The following is a 17,440-nucleotide window of genomic DNA, read 5'->3' on the forward strand; positions in this document are numbered from 1 at the left end:
CTGTCACGGCAATCACGGCTGACCTGCCGGAACGCGCTCGGCGCGGCCCGGGCAGGGCGGTCGGCCCGCTCGCCTCCGTCTACACTGTGCGTTTTTTCTGGATCGGGGCGTGTCCATGGATGACGAAAACGATAGCGCGGTGCTCGAGGCGCATGTCGGTACGCGCAGCCCCTGCTGGCGTCTCGGCAGCGACAGCAACGCGCTCGAGCTGGCCGCCGTGCGCGGCCTGACCAACGTGGCGGTTGCGCTGACGGTCGAGCAGGCCGCGCGCGTGCGCGCGCTGACCGGCGTCACGTCGCATCTCGTGCTCGACATCGCGCTGTTCGGCAATCCGGTCAGCCTCCATCTGGTCGGCAGGAAGGTCAACACGACCGACTGGGCCGGCACGGCGTCCGCCTATTCCGATACCGCATCCGTCGCCGACGATCTGTCGCACGGGCTCGCCTTCGCCGAGCAGGTCGTGTCCGAAGTCAATTCGCTCGTCGTGATCCTCGATCGCAACGGGATGGTGCAGCGCTTCAACCGGCTGTGCGAGGAAGTAACGGGCAAGCGCGAGGTCGACGTGATCGGCCGCAGCGCGTTCGAGCTGTTCATGAGCCCCGAGCAGGGCGCGCAGTCGCGCACCAACATCACCGGCTTTTTCGCGAGCAACCAGTCGTACGCGGTCGAGCGCTACATCAACACGGTCAACGGGCCGCGCCTGTTCCAGTTCCGCAACAAGTTCGTGCAGAGCGGCAGCGGCATCGACGAGCAGTTCCTGATCTGCTCGGGCATCGACATCACCGAGGAGCGCAACGCGCAGCAGCGGCTCACCGAGCTGGCGAACACCGACGTGCTCACCGGGCTGCCGAACCGCCATGCGATCAGCGAGCGGATCCGTGCGGCGATCGACGCGGAGAGCCCCGACACGCGCGGCCAGGTCGGGATCCTGTTCCTTGACCTCGACAACTTCAAGCGCGTCAACGATCACTACGGTCACATCACCGGCGACCGCCTGCTGCAGGACGTGTCGTCGATCATCAGCGGCTGCCTGCCGTCCGGCGCGACGCTCGCCCGGCTCGGCGGCGACGAGTTCCTCGTGCTGTTCGAGCACGGCACGCGGCCGCTGCTCGAGGCGACCGCGCAGATCATCCTCGAACGGCTGCGCACGCCGATCCACCTCGGGCTGATGGAGGTCTACACGAGCTGCTCGATCGGCATCGCGATGCATCCGCAGCATGGCGATTCGCTCGAGACGCTGATCCGCAGCGCCGACACCGCGATGTACGTCGCGAAGGAGGAAGGCAAGCACACGTACCGCGTGTTCTCGCTGGAGATGAACCAGAAGGTCGCGAAGTACATGTGGCTCGACACGAACCTGCGCAAGGCGCTCGAGGAAGAGCAGTTCGTGCTGCATTACCAGCCGGTCGTCGATATCGCGACGGGCGACGTGCACGGCGTCGAGGCGCTGATCCGCTGGCAGTCGCCCGATCGCGGGCTCGTCGCGCCGATCGAGTTCATTCGTTTCGCGGAGGAGTCGGGGCTGATCGCGCCGCTCGGGCGCTGGGTGATGCGCACCGCGGCCGCACAGGCCGCCGCATGGAAGGCGAAGGGGCTCGGCATCCGGATCGCGGTGAACGTGTCCGCGCGGCAGTTGCAGGACATGAACATCGTGCACCAGTTCGCGTCGATTCTCGACGGCGCGGGGCTGAAGCCCGGCCTGCTCGACATCGAGCTGACCGAAAGCTGCTTCATCGAGGACGAGGATTCCGCGATCGGGCTGATGCGGCAGTTCCGCCAGCTCGGCGCGGAGATCCATCTCGACGATTTCGGCACCGGCTATTCGTCGCTGTCGCAGCTGTCGCGCCTGCCGCTCGATGCGATCAAGCTTGATCGCACCTTCATCACGGGCATCGACCGCAACCCGCGCTCGCAGGCACTGGTGCGCTCGGTCGTGTCGCTCGCGAAGGCGCTGAATTTCGCGGTGATCGCCGAAGGCGTCGAAACGCATGCGGAAGCCGATTTCCTCAAGCAGCTCGACGTCGATCACGCGCAGGGCTACTACTACGCGCGGCCGATGCCGGCGCAGGCGTTCGAGGCGTGGCTCGCGGAGACGCGGAAGCTCAGGCTGATCGCCTGAGCCTCGTGCCCGCCCAGGCGCCGCCGCGTACCGGCGGCGCCGGTTCCATTACACCGTGCGCAGCTTCGACACGCGGCGGTTCTGCAGCATCACCAGGCGTTCCATGTACGCGAGGTCCTTCGGCTCGATCGTGAACGCCGCATGCACCCACGCTTCCGTGATGTCCATCAGCTCCGAGCGCGACAGCTGGAACACGCGCTCGCGGGCGCGCAGCATCGCGCGCACGCCGTTCAGCTTCGGTTTCGTCACGTCGATGAAGGTGCGCGTCGCGAGATACGCGTCGCCGGCGTCGAACGTCTGGTCGATCAGCCCGCGATCCTCGTACCACTCGGCCGCATGCGCCTCGCCGGTCGCGATCAGCGATTCCGCGAGGCCGCGGTTCGCCTTGCGCGCGACGAGCGAATAGCCGCCCATGCCCGGGAACAGGTTGAACGCGATCTCGGGAAACCCGAGCTTCACACCCTTCTGCGCGAGCACGTAGTGGTGCGCGAGCGCGGCCTCGAAGCCGCCGCCGAGCGCGCTGCCCTCGACCATCGCGATCGAGATCGCGCCGGTGCCGAAGCCCGTGTAGATCTCGTACACGCCGTCGATGCACGAGCGCGCGTAGGCCATCAGCTGGTCACGCCGGCCGCTGCGGATCGCGTCGACGAAGAAGCTCAGGTCGCCGCCGACGTTGAACAGCTCGGGGACGAGCGAGCCCGTCACCCAGAAGTCGAACGTGAGGCCCGAGTCGCGTGCGACGCGCGCGAGATGGATGATGTCGGTAACGAGTTGTTGGTTGAAGCACGGCCGCGGCTCCGATCGCAGCATCATCCACATGACGTTACGGCCTTCTTCGTAGAAGGCGGTCAGTTGCGACAGTTCGCCGGCTTCGTAAAACGGGCGGCACGCCGGATGGGATTGGAGTTGCATGGTATGTCCTCGTGAGATGTGGTTCTTGAAGACCATCGCGCCCGGCGCCACGCGGGGAATCGGGTTGCCCGCCGGGCGCCGGGCGCGAGGCATCGCCATTGTTGCGCGCGCACAAAAGACGAACTGCGGGGAACAACGCACGACCGGGACGCGGGCATCGATGGCGTTCGGACGGATAGGGCGGGCGAACGGATCGGGATCGGGAGGCGACGGCCGGCGTGCCGGACGGCGCCGATACGCGCGGAAAGTCGGAAGACGGCGATGGGCCGCACGGCTTGACGCTCGCCGGCACGTCACCCACACTGGATCGCACGACGGCCATCGGGCGGGTGGTCCGTCATGCGCGTGTCATGCGGGTACGACCTGTCGCGTGGGCGCGCAGTCCTGACGCCCGGTAACGAACGCGCGGAGAGTCGCGACGTGGCACGTTTTGCTTCCCGATGGGCCGGCTGTCTGTTCGCCTGCGCCGTTGCGCTCGGCGCGGGAATCGCCGCGGCCGGCACGCACGACTCGCACGACTCGCACGACTCGCGCGAGTCGTCCGGCGCGGAAGACGAAGCCCCCGTCACGCTCGTCAGCGACGTCCACGAATTCGTGATCCAGCACGACGGCTCGCTCGACGAGCACGACGATTCGATACTGCGCGCGAACAATGCGAACGGCATCGACGCGGTCGCGCAGCGCTACGTGTGGTTCGACAAGCATCTCGAGCAGGTCGATCTGCTCGCGGCCGAGACGATCGATCGCGACGGCGTCGCGCATCCGGTCGGCGCGGACGGCATCCGCGACGTGCAGGAGCCGCGCTCGGCCGGCGCGCCGACGTTCCAGGACGGGTTGTTGCGCACCGTCGTGTTCCCCGGCGTCGAAGCCGGATCGAGCACGCGCGTGGCGTTCCGCAAGACGCGCACGAAACCCGTCAATCCCGGCTACTTCGGCTACTACGTCGAGCCGTCGCGCGAGCCCGTCGACAGCCAGCGGCTGATCTTCGACGTGCCGGCCGACATGCCGCTGCATGCGGACGCGCGCGGCTACGTCGCGCTGCCGCCGGTCACGGCGAACGGCCGCACGCGTTATGAATTCGATTACCGGCACGGCCCGTACGACCGCATCGAGAGCGGCGCGGTCGGCTATCCGACCTACGGCGACCGGCTCGTCGTGTCGACGCTGCCCGACTACGCGGCCTTCGCCGCCCGCTACCGCAACGCGGCCGTCGACCCGAGCGCGGGCGATCCGACCGTCGTGCAACTGGCGCGCGCGCTCACCGCGGAGGCCGCCGATCCGCGCGACAAGGCGCGCATCCTGTACGACTGGGTGCAGGCGAACGTGCGCTATGTCGGGCTGTTTCTCGGCGAAACGGCCGCCGCGCCGCATCGCGTGACGGACATCCTGCGCAACCGCTACGGCGACTGCAAGGATCATGTCGCGCTGTTCGGCGCGCTGCTCGCGGCGGTCGGCATTCGCAGCGAGCCGGTGCTGATCAATCTCGGCGCCGTCTACACGCTGCCGTCGGTACCCGGTTACGGCGGCGGCGCGATCAATCATGCGATCACGTGGCTGCCCGACCTCGCGCTCTATGCGGACACGACGACGGCCGGCATCGCGTTCGGCTACCTGCCGCCGATCGTGATGGATCGTCCCGCGCTGCTCGTCGACACCGGTGTGCTGTCGCGCACGCCGGCCACGCAGCCGCGCGGCCGCATCGCGCGGGTCGGGATCGACGCCGCGCAACCGGGCGCCGCGCGTTTCAATGCATACGTCGAGGACAGCGGCTGGACGGCCGAACTCGAGCGGAACCTGTTTCGCCGGGCGCCGCACGATCGCATCGACGCGCTGGCGACCGAGCGTCTGAGGCAAAGCGGCCTGCGCGGCCGCGCGCAACTGTCGACCGGCGACCGGCGCGTGACCGAGGGGCCGTTCGACGTGACGGTCACCGGCACGCTCGATCATTTCGTGTGGCCCGACGGCACGACCGCGTTGCCCGCGCTGTCGAGCCTCACGGGCGGCATCGCGACGCAGGTCGAGAACTGGCTGGCCGAACCCGTGCGTACGCAGCCGTGGGGCTGCGTCGGCGGCACGTTCGACGAGACCGGGCAGATTGCACTGCCGGCGGATGTCGTCGTCACCGACCTGCCGACGGATGCGGACGTGCACGACCGCTTCGTCGCGTTCACGTCGCATTACGTGTTCGATGCGGCCGCGCGCATCGTCCAGGTCACGCGGCGGATGAAGGCGGATTTCGGTCGTCAGGTGTGCACGCCGGACGAATTCGCGGCGCTGCGTGGGGCGCTCGAACGCATCGAACGCGACACGCAGGCGCAGATCGTCGTGCGGGCGAAGCCGCGTTGAGCGGCGCGGGCACGACGTTCGCTACGCACGGGCGAATGGCCGCAACCGGCCAGCGTGCGGGAGGACATCATGACGGAACGGGATCACGAGATCGCCGAGCTCTCGAAGGATTTGCTGGGCCGGATCGTGCAGGGCACGATCGCGACCGGTGCAACGGTGAATGCGCAGCAGTGCGCGGCGCTTGCCGTGCAATGCGCGACGGCGCTGGTCGACAGGCTCGACGCGCGCAGCGGCGGCTGAACGCCGAAGTGACGCCAACCTGACGCCAGGCGACAATGCATGGCGCCGCGCGTCAGGCGTTACGCTTCGACACCGAGATCGCTCTCCGCGCGCACCGCGCCCGGCGGCTTGCCCACCACGCGCTTGAACGCGCGGCTGAACGCGGCCAGCGAACCGTAGCCGAGCCGGTACGCGACGGCTTCGATCGTCTCGCGGTCGCGCGCGATCCACTGCGCGGCGAGCCGCATCCGCAACTCGGTCAGGTAGCGCACGGGCGTCATCCCGGTCGCCGCGAGAAACCGCTCGGCGAACACCGAGCGCGACACGCCCGCTTCGGTCGCGAGCTCCGCGACGCTCCAGTTGCGGCCCGGCTCGCGATGCAGCGCGACGATCGCGCGACCGAGCTTCGGCTCGCGCAGCGCCTGCACCCAGCCCGTTGCGTCGCCGCAGCCGCACTCGACCCAGCCGCGCACGATGAACGCCGCGACCACATCCGCGAGCCGCGCGAGGATGCCCGCGAAGCCCGCGCGCGCCGTGCATGCTTCGCGCTCCATCGCATCGAGCATCGGGCGGATTTCCGGGTAGCGCGCGAGCAGCGTGCCGACGTGCATGAACTCGGGCATCGTGCCGACCAGCGGCTGCATGCCGCCGAGATCGAGCTCCATGCACGCGCTGAAGATCAGCGCATCGCCGGCGCCCGGTTCCGTCGTCGCGCAGGTCGCGGGCGACACGCCGGCCGACGCCACCGACGCCACCGTATCGCAGAGCGTCGCGACCTCGAAGCCGTTGATCTCGCGGCACGGCACATCGGGATCGGATACCAGCGCGTGCATGCCGCCATGCGGCAGCAGGATCGCGTCGCCGCCCTCGAGCCGCATCGTGGCGCCCGACGCGTCGCGCAGCAGCACGGGCCCGCGCACGACGAAATGGAACTGCGCGCGGCCCGGCGCATGGCCGAAGTTCAGCCCGAACGGCCGCGCGACCTGGATGCGGCGGTACTGCACGCCGCTCAGGCGCATCCCCAGCAGCAGCTCGCTGACGAGGTCGTGCGTGTCGGGAATCGGGGGCAGAAGGGGCTCGGACATAGCGAGATTCGGACGTTCGATCAATAAGCACGGATTGTATGTCATAGACCGTCCTGGCGTGGTTCCTTACGATACGCCCTCATCAGTACTTTCCCTAACCGACACGGAACCACGCATGAATCCCGGAATCTCCTCGGCCGCCTCGACGGCGGCCCCCCGCGAACCGGCCTGGGGCGCGGTATTCGCGATGGCGCTCGGCGTGTTCGGGCTCGTCACGGCCGAATTCCTGCCCGCGAGCCTGCTGACGCCGATGGCCGACAGCCTCGGCGTGACCGAAGGCGTGGCCGGGCAGGCCGTCACGGCCACCGCGACGGTCGCGCTCGTCACGAGCCTGCTGATCTCGGCACTGACGCGCACGATCGACCGGCGGCGCGTGCTGCTCGTGTTCTCGGTGCTGCTCGTCGCGTCGAACCTGGCGGTCGCGTTCGCGCCCAACCTGACGATGCTGCTGATCGGCCGCGTCGTGCTCGGCATCGCGCTCGGCGGTTTCTGGACGATGGCGACGGCCACCGCGATGCGGCTCGTGCCGACGTCGATGGTGCCGCGCGCGCTGTCGATCATCTTCAGCGGCGTGGCGGTCGCGACGATCGCGTCCGCGCCGATGGGCAGCTACTTCGGCCACCTGATCGGCTGGCGCAACGTGTTCCTGATCGCGGCCGTGCTCGGCGGCGTCGCGTTCGTGTCGCAACTCCTCACGCTGCCGTCGATGCCGCCGAGCGGCACGACGCGGCTGCGCACGCTGATCGACGTGCTGCGCCGGCCGACCGTCGGCCTCGGGATGTTCGCGACGATCCTCGTGTTCACCGGGCATTTCGCGTTCTTCACGTACCTGCGGCCGTTCCTCGAGCAGGTGGCCGGTGTCGGCGTGAACGGGCTGTCGGCGATCCTGCTCGGCTACGGCATCGCGAACTTCGTCGGCACGTCGCTGGCCGGCCGCGTGCTCGAACACCGGCTGCGGCCGATGCTGATCGGCATGCCCGCGTTGATGGTCGTGCTGGGCATCGCGCTCGTCGTGCTCGGCCGCGCGCCGGTGATCGACGCGGTGCTCGTCGCGTTGTGGGGGATGGCGTTCGGCGGCGTGCCGGTCGCGTGGTCGACGTGGGTCACGCGCACCGTGCCCGATGAAGCGGAGAGCGCGGGCGGGCTGATCGTCGCGGCGATCCAGCTGGCGATCGCGACGGGCGCGGCGGTCGGCGGCGTCGTGTTCGATGCGAACGGCGCGGCCGGCGTGTTCGTCGGCGCGGCCGTCGTGCTGGCGGTCGCGGTCGCGACGATCGTGACCGGCGTGCCGAAGCGCGTCGGCGTGGTCGCGTCCTGAGCGGCCGGGCGGCGCGCGCGGCACGGGCCGCCCGGCGATCGTCCACGCGTCAGGCGGCGCCGGCACCCGCGATGCGGTCGAGCGCCGCGAGCGCGTCCGCCGGCAGATCGAGGTCGGCTGCCGCGATGTTCTCGCGCAGATGCGCGACCGACGACGTGCCGGGAATCAGCAGGAGATTCGGCGCGCGGCGCAGCAGCCACGCCAGCGCGACCTGCATCGGCGTCGCGCCGGTACGGGCCGCCACGCCGGACAGCGTCGACGACTGCAGCGGCGAGAAGCCGCCGAGCGGAAAGTACGGCACGTAAGCGATGCCGTCGCGGGCAAGCGAGTCGATCAGCGCATCGTCGCCGCGATGCGCGATGTTGTAGTGGTTCTGCACGCAGACGATGTCGCAGAGGCGCCGGCCCTGCGCGACCTGCGCGGGCGTGACGTTGCTCAGGCCGATGTGCCGCACGAGCCCGCGCCGCTGCAGTTCGGCGAGCGTGGCGAGCGGCGCTTCGATCGATCCCTCGGCCGGCCCGTGCGGGTCGAACATGATGCGCAGGTTGACGACGTCGAGCACGTCGAGCCCCAGGTTGCGCAGGTTGTCGTGCACGGCCCGTTCCAGTTCGTCGGGTGCGAACGCGGGCAGCCACGACGCGTCGTCGCCGCGTCGCGCGCCGATCTTGGTGACGATCACGAGATCGTCGCGATACGGATGCAGTGCTTCGCGGATCAACTGGTTGGTCACGTGCGGGCCGTAGAAATCGCTGGTGTCGAGATGATCGACGCCGGATTCGACGGCTTCGCGCAAGACCTTCAATGCCGCGTCGCGATCCTTCGGCGGGCCGAATACCCCGGGCCCCGCGAGCTGCATCGCGCCGTAGCCGATGCGTTTGACGTGGCGATCGCCGAGCCTGAAGGTGGCGGTGGGGTGAATGTCGGGCATGACCGTACTCCTGTCGATGAGATGAATGCGCCCAGCATAGGGACGAGTCGTCTGCGCGATAAGCCGTCATAATCCGTACGGGCTGTACGAAAAGGCGAACAATGCAAACCGATCTGGGCGATCTGAACGCGTTCATGGCCGTGGCACGCGCCGGCGGATTCCGCGACGCCGCACGCATGACGGGCCTCAGCGCATCGGGGCTGAGCGAGGCCGTGCGCCGGCTGGAAGCGCGGCTCGGCGTGCGGCTGCTGCATCGCACGACGCGCAGCGTCGTGCCCACCGAAGCCGGCGAGCGCCTGCTCGCGCGCCTCGGGCCCGCGCTGACCGAAGTGGCGGCGGCGCTGGACGATATCGACGAATTCCGCGACCGACCGGCCGGCACGCTGAAGCTCAACGTGCCGGTCAGCGCATCGCGGCTCGTGTTGCCCGCGATCGTGCCGCGCTTTCTCGACGCGTACCCGGATATCCGGCTGGAAGTGATCGCCGACGAGAGTTTCGTCGACGTGCTGGCGGCCGGCTGCGACGCGGGCATCCGCTACGACGAACGGCTCGAGCAGGACATGATCGCGGTGCCGATCGGGCCGCGCGTCCAGCGGTTCGCGACCGCGGCGGCGCCCGGTTATCTCGACCGGCACGGCCGGCCGCGGCATCCGCGCGACCTGCTCGACCACAAGTGCCTGCGCGGGCGCTTCGCGAGCGGCGCGATGCTGCCGTGGGAGTTCGAGCGCGACGGCGAAGTCGTGCGGGTCGAGCCGGCCGCCGGGCCGCTGCTGGTCCAGATCGGCGGCGCGTCGGAGTTGCTGGTCGATGCGGCGCTCGCCGGTACGGGCATCCTGCATCTGTTCGAAGAGTGGGTGCGCCCGCATTTCGACAGCGGCGCGCTCGAACGGGTGCTCGAACCGTGGTGGCGGCCGTTCCCGGGGCCTTTCCTGTACTACCCGGGGCGGCGGCTCGTGCCGCCGGCACTGCGCGCGTTCATCGATTTCATCAAGGCATCCTGAGTATTGCCCGGTGCATCCGCGCGTGCGTCGAGCAACTGCCGGGCTGCGTCGTCGATCGCGCGGCCGACCGATTCACGATGCACGCGCCGCAGCAGGCTGCGCGACACGACGCCCCGGTCGGCGACGAACGGCTGCATGCCGAGCCGAGCGAACCTCGGATGCGGCAGGTTGCGTGGCCCTTCGCGCGGAGCCATGTCGATGCCACAGCCGAAACAGCCCGGTGCCGCATCGTTGGTCATCGGCACGTCCCGGTGGCGGCCCATCACGATCGCCCGAATGGCTGCGCGGCACCACCCGCAGCGTAGGCGGTGCGCACGCCGTGCGCGACCGTCCCGCGCATCCGCTAGCGGCTTTCCTTGATCATCGACGCGAGCGTCTTCATGGCCTGCAGGTACGGATACGGCCCGTGGCTGATGCGCGCCACGCCGTAGTCGGCGAGTTCCGCGAGCGTCGGCGCTTCCGACACGCGCATCACGTTCACGGGCAGCGGCGATGCGGCCGTCAGCGCGCGGATGAGCGCCGGCGAGCGAAGACCCGGCACGAACAGGCCGTCGGCACCGGCCGCCGCGTAGGCACGAGCGCGCGCCAGCGTTGCCTCGAGCAGGCGTTCGTCGTGCGCCTCGGCCGCGGCCGTGAAGAACACGTCGGTGCGCGCGTTGATGAAGTAATCCGCGCCCGCGCGATCGGCCGCCTGCCGTGCCGCCGCGAGACGGGCTGCCGCTTCGTCGACGTCGCGCAGTGCGCCCGTCGCGGGAATACTGTCTTCGAGATTGCAGCCGATCGCGCCGGCCTGGATGCTCAGCGTGATCGTGTCGCCGACATCCTCCGGCCGCTCGCCGTATCCGCTTTCGAGATCGACGGTGACGGGCAGGCTCGTCGCGCGCGTGATCCGTTCGAGCACCTCCATCATCAGCGCGCGCGGCATCTGCTCGCCGTCGGTGAAGCCGTTCGCCGCCGCGACCGACCAGCTGCCGGTCGCCAGCGCGACGGCGCCCGCGTCGGCCGCCGTGCGCGCGCTGCCGGCATCCCACACGTTGAACAGCGCCAGCGGCTGGCCCGCGCGGTGTAGCGACCGGAACGTCGCGCCTTTCTCATTGCTGCCCATGCTTGCTCCTCCTGGTGAAAACCGGATCGGTCGTCGTGCCGAACGATACTGCCACGGTATCGAGCGCCGCGAGGAAATCGCGCGCGTCGAACAGTTCGCCGAGGCTGCGCACGCCGCCTGACACCCGCGTCTTGCCGGTGACCAGGCGCACGGCCGCCTCGACGATGATCGGCGCGCTGACCGCGTAGATGTCGCGGCCCGACGCGATCGCGCGATGCGTCGTGCCGCCCTGCGCGACGATCGCGTCCATCGCGAATTGCTGGGCCGAGCGGCCCAGTGCGTCGGCCGGCGCGGGCGGCGGCGTGGCGGCATCGCGCACGTCGCGCAGCGCGCGCGTCGCGAGCCAGGAATCGATCGTATCGATACGCAGATGACGCGCCAGTGTCATGACTTCCGAAAACGGCAGCAGCGTCACGTCGACAGTACCGATCGGCGGCGGAAACGGCCACACGCGCTCGCGTGCGGCCGATGGCACCGGCGTCGGCTTTCCGCCTTGCTGCACGAGCCTCACCGCGCGATTGCGTTCGCCCGTCACGCGCGTGCCGCGCGTCGGGTGCCAGCGGTCGAGCCCGGTCGCGATGTCGACGCGGTCGATCGGCCGATCGCGGTCGGCGACCGCCGTGACGAGCAGGTCGGCCAGGCCGCCGTAGAACGCGGCGGCCGGCACGACGGTCAGGTTCGCGGCCCGCGCGCGGGCGTCGACGTGTTCGGTCAGCGCCAGCACCGACGGCTGTTCGGCCGTCAGGTCGAGATAGGGGATGCCGGCGCGCAGCGCCGCCTCGGCCAGCGGCAGCGCGGTATCGAGGTAGGGGCCCGCGCAGTTGATCAGGGCATCCGCGCCGCGCAACGCGGCGTCGAGCGCGGCCGCATCGTCGATCGCGGCGACGCGCGCCGGCGCCGCATCGGCGCCGTCTTCGGCAAGCCGCGCGGCGTCGCGGCCGACGCGGAGCGCGCGAAGGCCGCGCCGGGCCAGCTCGGCCACCACGAACCGCCCGGTGTGACCGGCGGCGCCATAGACTGCAACCGTCATTCGATCGTCCATGACCCAATCCGATACAGAACGGTCTGTTTTATAGTACAGACCTGTAGCGTCGTCAAGATCACGGTGCTATGATCGGAGCCCCTGTTGCGGTAACGGCGGCCAGGACGGCCGGGCTTCGATGAAAAAGGACATGGATGCACACGGGAGCGTGCCCGATACGCGCGAACGCATTCTGCAGACGGCCAGCGCGCTGTTCTACCGGGAAGGCACGCGCGCGGTCGGCGTGGACCTGATCGTCGCGCAGGCGGGCGTCGCGAAGACGAGCCTGTATCGTCATTTCGCGACGAAGGACGACCTGATCAAGGCGTTCCTGTTGCGCGAGGACGCCGATTTCTGGGCGCATTGGGATGCGGTGGCGCAGCGCTACAAGCGCACGCCGCGCGAAGAGCTGGACGCGCAGCTTCAATGGCTGGGCGAGCGCATCGAGCGGCCCGGCTATCGCGGCTGCCCGCAGATCAACATCGCCGCGGAATACGCGGACGACAGTCATCCGGCCCGCAAGGTCGCGGTCGCGCACAAGCAGGAACTGCGGCGCCGGTTGACGGAGCTGGCGGGCGCGCTGCGGGTCGACGACCCGGAAACCTTCGCGCTGCGGCTCGCGACGGTCATCGACGGCGCGCTGAGCAGCGGTCGGGCGCTGCACGCGTACGGGGCCGCGCGGTTCCTGCAGGAATTCGCGCAACTGCTGTTGCCGAAGAAGGGCAGGAAGTAAGCGCGCCCGCCACCGGGTTCGCGCGCCGGTTCAGCCGGGTGTCGACGGATCGACCGACAGCATGCGCAACTGGCCGCGCAACCGATCGACGTCGCCCGGCGCGAAAGGCTGCTCGATCTCGGCATGCGTTTGCTGCCACAACGGGAACGCTTCGGCCAGCAGGTCGCGGCCGGCCGGCGTCAGTTCGAGCAGGCGGCTGCGGCGGTCGTCCGGATCCTGCGCGATCGTGACGAGGCCGCGCCGCTCGAGCGGCTTGAGCGCGGCCGTGAGCGTGGTGCGGTCCATCGCGAGCAGCGACGCGACCGATTTCATCGGGGCCGGTTGCGGCCGGTTCAGCGACATCAGCAGCGAAAACTGGCCGTTGGTGAGATCGAGCGGGCGCAGCACATCGTCGAAGATGCGCGCGAGATTGCGCGCCGCGCGCTGCATGTGCAGGCACAGGCAGCAATCGCGCACCATCAGCGTCGTTTCGAAAGGAAGCGTTTCTTTTCGTGCCATGTTGCAATTATGTTGATATCAACCTATTGTGTCAAGGTCAAGGGGCGGCAGCCCGCCGCGTCCGTCATCGGAGGAGCAGGCATGAGTGCGCAACAGCAGTTGTATCTCGCCGTATTTCTCGGAACGAAGGATAGCCCGGCCATGAAGGCGTGGGTGGCGCTGTCGGAGGCGGAGCGGCGCACGCGCGAGCGGGACGGCATTGCCGCATGGCATGCGTGGGTCGACCGGCATCGCGATGCGATCGTCGAGATGGGCGGGCCGCTCGGCAAGACCAAGACCATCGACGCGACCGGCATCAAGGACGCCGCCAACGCGCTGAGCGGGTTTACCGTCGTGCGCGCGGCGTCGCACGACGCGGCGGCCGCGATGTTCGAGGGCCATCCGCATTTCACGCTGTTCCCGGGCGTGTCGGTCGACGTGATGCCCGTGCTGGCGATTCCCGGTGCGTGAGCGACCCGTCCTGCCGGGTGCCGCGCGTCGCGTCGATGCGCGCTGGCCGCCCTGCGGACTGATTCCCGACATTCTGGATGGAGACTGGCGATGAAGCTTTACGGATTTGCCGGCACGCGCTCGCAGCGTGCGTTATGGGGGCTGAAGGAACTCGATGCGGATTTCGAATTCGTGTCGGTCAATCTGCTCCAGGGCGAGCACAAGCGGCCCGACTTCCTGCGCCTCAACCCGGCCGGCAAGGTGCCCGTGCTGGTGGACGGCGACCTCGTGATTCCCGAGTCGGCCGCGATCGTGCTGTATCTCGCGGACAAGTATCCGGAAAAAGGGCTGCTGCCGGCGGATCCGGCGCTGCGCGCGGAGGCCTACCGGTGGGTCATGTTCGCGGTGACGGAGCTCGAGCAGCCGCTGTGGCGGATCACGCGGCATTCGTTCCTCTATCCGCCGGAGAAGCGCTCGCCGGCCGATATCGCGCTGGCGCGCGAGGATTTCACGACGATGGCCGCGCTCCTCGACAAGCATCTCGAGGGGCGCGAATTCATCGTCGGCGATGCGCTGACGGTGGCCGATTGCGTGACGGTCTACCTGATCGACTGGGCGAGCGAATGCCGACTGATCGAACCGTTCCCGCAGTTGCGCGCGTATCTCGACCGGCTGTACGCACGGCCGAAGGCGCCGCAGCGGATCGCGGACGCACGCAAGGCCGCATGACGCCACGAGGCGGGCATGCGCCGCGCCCGGCGGCGGTCACGACCCGTCGTCGGGGCCGCCGAGCGCGCGGCACAGCATCGACAGGTCGCGCAGCGTGAGGTGCGGCGTCGCGGCCTGCCGCGGCGTGTGGTCTTCTTCCGGACGAGGATCGCGCACGACCCAGGCGGCCTGAAGCCCCGCGTTCAGTGCGCCGACGACGTCGAGGTGGAAATCGTCGCCGACATGCAGCAGTTCGGCCGGACGCACGTCGAGTGCGTCCGCCGCCGCGTGGAAGATCTCGGGTTCCGGCTTCGCGAAGCCGAATGCCCGCGCGCTGAGCGTCGTGCGGAAGAATTCGCCGCCGCCGGTCAGCCGGAGATCCGCGTTGCCGTTGGTCACGGCAATCAACGGAAAGCGCGCGCTCAGCCACGTCAGCGCGGGCCACGCGTCGTCGTAGAATTCGACGCGATTCCGGGCGGCATAGAACACGTCGTACGCGGCGTCGGTCAGCGCGACGTCTTCGTTCGCGCGCGCCAGCGCCAGCCGGATCGAGCCGATTCGCATCGCGCGAAAGTCGCCGGCGAGGTCCGGGCGCAGCCGTTCGTATTCCTCACGGAGTTCGCTCAATGCCTGTTGCGTGGGCAGCACGCTCGCCGTATTGGGCGCGTGTTCGATCAGCCACGCGCGCAGCATCGCCTCGGCTCGGACGACCGACGGCCCGAACGGCCACAGGGTGTCGTCGAGATCGAACGAGAGGGCGGACACTTTGGCGAGACGCATGGCGGTCGAGCGATAAGGGTGGCTTACCACGGCCACGGAACGGAGGTTCCGGCGCCGTTGTCGATGGCGTGCCGATACAGGAAGCGCGCGACGGTCAGATCCTGAAGCGCGAGCCCCGTCATGTCGAACACGGTGATGTCGTGCGCGGCACGGTCGACCGACGCCGCACCGGCGAGGATGTCACCGATTTCGGTGCGCGGCAAATCGGGCGCCCACTGGCACTCGCCGATGCCGCGCGCCTGATCGTGATCGTCGACGAAAATGCGCGCGCGTTCCAGCACGCCGGCCGGGAGTTCGCGCTTGCCCGCGGTATCGGTGCCCACGCAGGTCAGATGGGTGCCCGGTTGCACCGCATCCGCGTCGAACAATGCGCCGCCGCCGGGCGTGGCCGTGATCACCACGTCGCTGTCGGCTACCGCGTCGTTCCGCTCGCGCGCGACGCCGATCGTGCAGCGCGTCAGGAAGGCCGATTCGAACGCCGGGTCCGGCTCGCCGCCGACGTTCACGTACCGCACCGTGCACCGTTGCGGCAGCAGCCTGAGTGCATAGTCGAGCTGCACGCGCGCCTGCACGCCCGTGCCGAACACGCAGATCCGCGTGCTGTCGCGGCGGGCCAGCTGTTGCAGCCCGAGGCCGCCGGCGGCGCCGGTTCGCGCGGTGGTGATCGCGTTGCCGTCCAGGATGCACAGCGGGCGGCCCGTGGCCGGATCGAACAGCGCGACGGTGGCCTGATGCGGCTCGCCGCCGGCGCGCCGGTTGCCGGGCCAGAACCCGGCCGCCTTGAAACCGAGCAGGTCCTGGCCCGCGACGTCGCCCGACTTGATACCGAACACGCCGCCGGTATGCAGCTTCTCGCGCACCACCGGAAACACGCGCCCGGCCCGCTGGCTGTGCAGCACGAAGGCTTCGCGGACCGCCGCCATCACCTGTTCGGCCCGAAGGGCGGGTTCGACGGCGTCGCGGTCGAGAAGAAGGAGTCGGGCGTCTGTCGGCATGTCGGGTACGCCTTTGCGGCGTAGCGTGAGGCGGAAAGGTTTAAAGTTTGTCCAGATTTGGATAAATAGTCAATGCGTGTGCCAAGCGGCGCGGATGACGGGGCTCGCCTACCACCCGTAGAAGCGCGGCCAGGTCTGCGCGAGGCCGTCGGCGTCGACGGCTTGGTATTCCGGGTGTTGCGCGCCGGTGGCGCACGCGTGATTCGGCAGGATGCGCAGGCGCGTGCCGATCGGAAACCGCTGCGCGATGCCCGTGTCCGGCGCACCCGTGCACGACACGATCCCGTGCTCCTGGTTGGCCGCGCTCATCACGTAGTCGCCGAGCACGTCGCCGCCTTCGGTGCAGACCAGCCCGTAGCCGAAGTCGCGCGCCTGGCGCTGCGTGCCGCGGTCGCGGCTCATCGCCATCCAGCCCGCATCGACGATCGCCCAGCCTTTCTCTTCCTGATGGCCGATCACGGTGGTCAGCACCGACAGCGCGATGTCCGACAGGTCGCACACGCCGATGTTGTGCATCACGAGATCGAACATCGCGTACACGCCCGCGCGCACCTCGGTCACGCCGTCGAGGCGTTGCGCGGACAGCGCGGTGGGCGTCGAGCCGATGCTCACGACCGGGCAGGGCAGCCCGGCCGCTGTCAGGCGTTCCGCGGCCCGCACGGTGCGGCTGCGCTCCTGTTCGGCGATCGCGACCAGCGCGTCGTGCGTGTCGCATTCGTAGCTGGAGCCCGCATGGGCCAGCACGCCGCCGAGCAGCATGCCGCCGTCGACCAGCGCGCGGCCGACGTCGATCAGCAGGTCGGCGTCGGGCAGGATGCCCGAGCGGTGGCCGTCGACGTCGACCTCGATCCATACCTCGAAGCGCTCGTCGTGTGCGCGCCCGAATTCGGCGATGGCGAGGGCCGCCGGCAGGCTGTCGGCGACGATCTTCAGGTCGCAGCCTTGCCGGCGCAGCGCAAGCGCGTGGCCGAGCTTGGCGGGCACCATGCCGACCGCGTAGACGATGTCGCGGATGCCGCCCGCGAAGAACTGTTCGGCTTCCTTGAGCGTCGACACCGTGATGCCCTGCGCGCCGGCCGCGATCTGCGCGTCGACGACGGGCCGGCACTTGGTGGTCTTGACGTGCGGCCGGAACGTGACGCCGAGTGCGTCCAGATGCGCCTGCATGCGCGCGATGTTGCGATGCATGCGGCCGACATCGATCAATGCGGCCGGGGTGTTGAGGGTGTGAAGGTCCACGAGG

18 protein-coding genes are annotated in these 17,440 nt (G+C 69.4%); 8 read left to right on the forward strand and 10 right to left on the reverse strand.

Annotated features, from left to right (window positions below; genetic code table 11):
- Window positions 1–115: 115 nt before the first annotated feature.
- Window positions 116–2,119, forward strand: coding sequence for a cyclic di-GMP phosphodiesterase (gene pdeR, locus VXM69_RS04200; protein ID WP_034188366.1), 2,004 nt, complete (start codon window positions 116–118; stop codon window positions 2,117–2,119).
- Window positions 2,120–2,167: 48 nt separating this feature from the next.
- On the opposite strand, the gene VXM69_RS04205 is transcribed toward pdeR, so the two are convergent.
- Entirely contained in the window at window positions 2,168–3,031 is an 864-nt protein-coding gene (locus tag VXM69_RS04205; protein ID WP_034188365.1) for a crotonase/enoyl-CoA hydratase family protein, read from the reverse strand.
- Window positions 3,032–3,451: 420 nt separating this feature from the next.
- On the opposite strand from VXM69_RS04205, the gene VXM69_RS04210 reads away from it, so the two are divergent.
- A complete protein-coding gene (locus tag VXM69_RS04210) occupies window positions 3,452–5,377 on the forward strand; it encodes a DUF3857 domain-containing transglutaminase family protein (protein WP_367189044.1) in 1,926 nt (641 codons plus the stop codon).
- 69 nt (window positions 5,378–5,446) lie between these two features.
- Window positions 5,447–5,617, forward strand: a complete 171-nt coding sequence (locus VXM69_RS04215; protein ID WP_167361897.1) for a hypothetical protein — start codon at window positions 5,447–5,449, stop codon at window positions 5,615–5,617.
- A gap of 59 nt (window positions 5,618–5,676) precedes the next feature.
- On the opposite strand, the gene VXM69_RS04220 is transcribed toward VXM69_RS04215, so the two are convergent.
- Window positions 5,677–6,726: an AraC family transcriptional regulator gene (locus tag VXM69_RS04220; RefSeq protein ID WP_367189045.1), complete on the reverse strand. Its 1,050-nt coding sequence runs from the start codon at window positions 6,724–6,726 to the stop codon at window positions 5,677–5,679.
- Window positions 6,727–6,796: 70 nt separating this feature from the next.
- On the opposite strand from VXM69_RS04220, the gene VXM69_RS04225 reads away from it, so the two are divergent.
- Complete coding sequence (locus VXM69_RS04225; RefSeq protein WP_034188362.1) at window positions 6,797–7,999, forward strand: MFS transporter; 1,203 nt, start codon at window positions 6,797–6,799, stop codon at window positions 7,997–7,999.
- A 49-nt stretch (window positions 8,000–8,048) separates the two neighbouring features.
- Here the strand turns inward: VXM69_RS04225 and VXM69_RS04230 are convergent, their stop codons facing one another.
- The gene (locus tag VXM69_RS04230; protein ID WP_367189046.1) at window positions 8,049–8,927 is read right to left on the reverse strand and encodes an aldo/keto reductase family oxidoreductase; all 879 of its coding nucleotides are present in this window, start codon (window positions 8,925–8,927) and stop codon (window positions 8,049–8,051) included.
- A 101-nt stretch (window positions 8,928–9,028) separates the two neighbouring features.
- Between VXM69_RS04230 and VXM69_RS04235 the strand changes: the two genes are divergently transcribed.
- Window positions 9,029–9,928, forward strand: coding sequence for a LysR family transcriptional regulator (locus VXM69_RS04235; RefSeq protein ID WP_069245831.1), 900 nt, complete (start codon window positions 9,029–9,031; stop codon window positions 9,926–9,928).
- Here the strand turns inward: VXM69_RS04235 and VXM69_RS04240 are convergent.
- The 3 genes from VXM69_RS04240 to VXM69_RS04250 all read right to left on the reverse strand — a co-directional run bounded on the left by VXM69_RS04240 (window position 9,862) and on the right by VXM69_RS04250 (window position 12,075).
- Window positions 9,862–10,167: a hypothetical protein gene (locus tag VXM69_RS04240; RefSeq protein WP_367189047.1), complete on the reverse strand. Its 306-nt coding sequence runs from the start codon at window positions 10,165–10,167 to the stop codon at window positions 9,862–9,864. The genes VXM69_RS04235 and VXM69_RS04240 overlap by 67 nt on opposite strands.
- A 104-nt stretch (window positions 10,168–10,271) precedes the next feature.
- Window positions 10,272–11,033, reverse strand: coding sequence for an isocitrate lyase/phosphoenolpyruvate mutase family protein (locus VXM69_RS04245; protein WP_367189048.1), 762 nt, complete (start codon window positions 11,031–11,033; stop codon window positions 10,272–10,274).
- Window positions 11,020–12,075: a saccharopine dehydrogenase NADP-binding domain-containing protein gene (locus VXM69_RS04250; protein WP_034188358.1), complete on the reverse strand. Its 1,056-nt coding sequence runs from the start codon at window positions 12,073–12,075 to the stop codon at window positions 11,020–11,022. Before VXM69_RS04250 ends, VXM69_RS04245 begins: the two co-directional genes overlap by 14 nt.
- Window positions 12,076–12,205: 130 nt before the next feature.
- On the opposite strand from VXM69_RS04250, the gene VXM69_RS04255 reads away from it, so the two are divergent.
- Window positions 12,206–12,787 (forward strand): TetR/AcrR family transcriptional regulator, encoded by a 582-nt coding sequence (locus tag VXM69_RS04255; RefSeq protein ID WP_226251963.1) that lies wholly within the window; start codon window positions 12,206–12,208, stop codon window positions 12,785–12,787.
- Window positions 12,788–12,817: 30 nt separating this feature from the next.
- Here VXM69_RS04255 and VXM69_RS04260 read toward each other — a convergent pair whose 3' ends face one another.
- Window positions 12,818–13,285 carry a MarR family winged helix-turn-helix transcriptional regulator gene (locus VXM69_RS04260; protein ID WP_034188356.1) on the reverse strand — a complete coding sequence of 156 codons (468 nt, stop codon included), beginning with the start codon at window positions 13,283–13,285 and terminating at the stop codon, window positions 12,818–12,820.
- An 81-nt stretch (window positions 13,286–13,366) separates the two neighbouring features.
- Here VXM69_RS04260 and VXM69_RS04265 point away from each other — a divergent pair, with 81 nt between their 5' ends.
- Together VXM69_RS04265 and VXM69_RS04270 are read left to right on the forward strand one after the other, a co-directional pair.
- The gene (locus VXM69_RS04265) at window positions 13,367–13,735 is read left to right on the forward strand and encodes a hypothetical protein (RefSeq protein WP_034188355.1); all 369 of its coding nucleotides are present in this window, start codon (window positions 13,367–13,369) and stop codon (window positions 13,733–13,735) included.
- A gap of 90 nt (window positions 13,736–13,825) precedes the next feature.
- A complete protein-coding gene (locus VXM69_RS04270; RefSeq protein WP_034188354.1) occupies window positions 13,826–14,443 on the forward strand; it encodes a glutathione S-transferase family protein in 618 nt (205 codons plus the stop codon).
- A gap of 36 nt (window positions 14,444–14,479) precedes the next feature.
- Here VXM69_RS04270 and VXM69_RS04275 read toward each other — a convergent pair whose 3' ends face one another.
- From VXM69_RS04275 to VXM69_RS04285, 3 genes are all read right to left on the reverse strand, one after another.
- Window positions 14,480–15,202: an HAD family hydrolase gene (locus VXM69_RS04275; RefSeq protein WP_034188353.1), complete on the reverse strand. Its 723-nt coding sequence runs from the start codon at window positions 15,200–15,202 to the stop codon at window positions 14,480–14,482.
- A 23-nt stretch (window positions 15,203–15,225) separates the two neighbouring features.
- Window positions 15,226–16,197, reverse strand: a complete 972-nt coding sequence (locus VXM69_RS04280; RefSeq protein ID WP_034188352.1) for an ornithine cyclodeaminase family protein — start codon at window positions 16,195–16,197, stop codon at window positions 15,226–15,228.
- 108 nt (window positions 16,198–16,305) lie between these two features.
- Complete coding sequence (locus VXM69_RS04285) at window positions 16,306–17,436, reverse strand: DSD1 family PLP-dependent enzyme (protein ID WP_034188351.1); 1,131 nt, start codon at window positions 17,434–17,436, stop codon at window positions 16,306–16,308.
- Between the last annotated feature and the right edge of the window lie 4 nt (window positions 17,437–17,440).

This window comes from Burkholderia sp. Ed8 (assembly GCF_040761425.1).
In the GTDB taxonomy this organism is placed as follows: domain Bacteria; phylum Pseudomonadota; class Gammaproteobacteria; order Burkholderiales; family Burkholderiaceae; genus Burkholderia; species Burkholderia seminalis.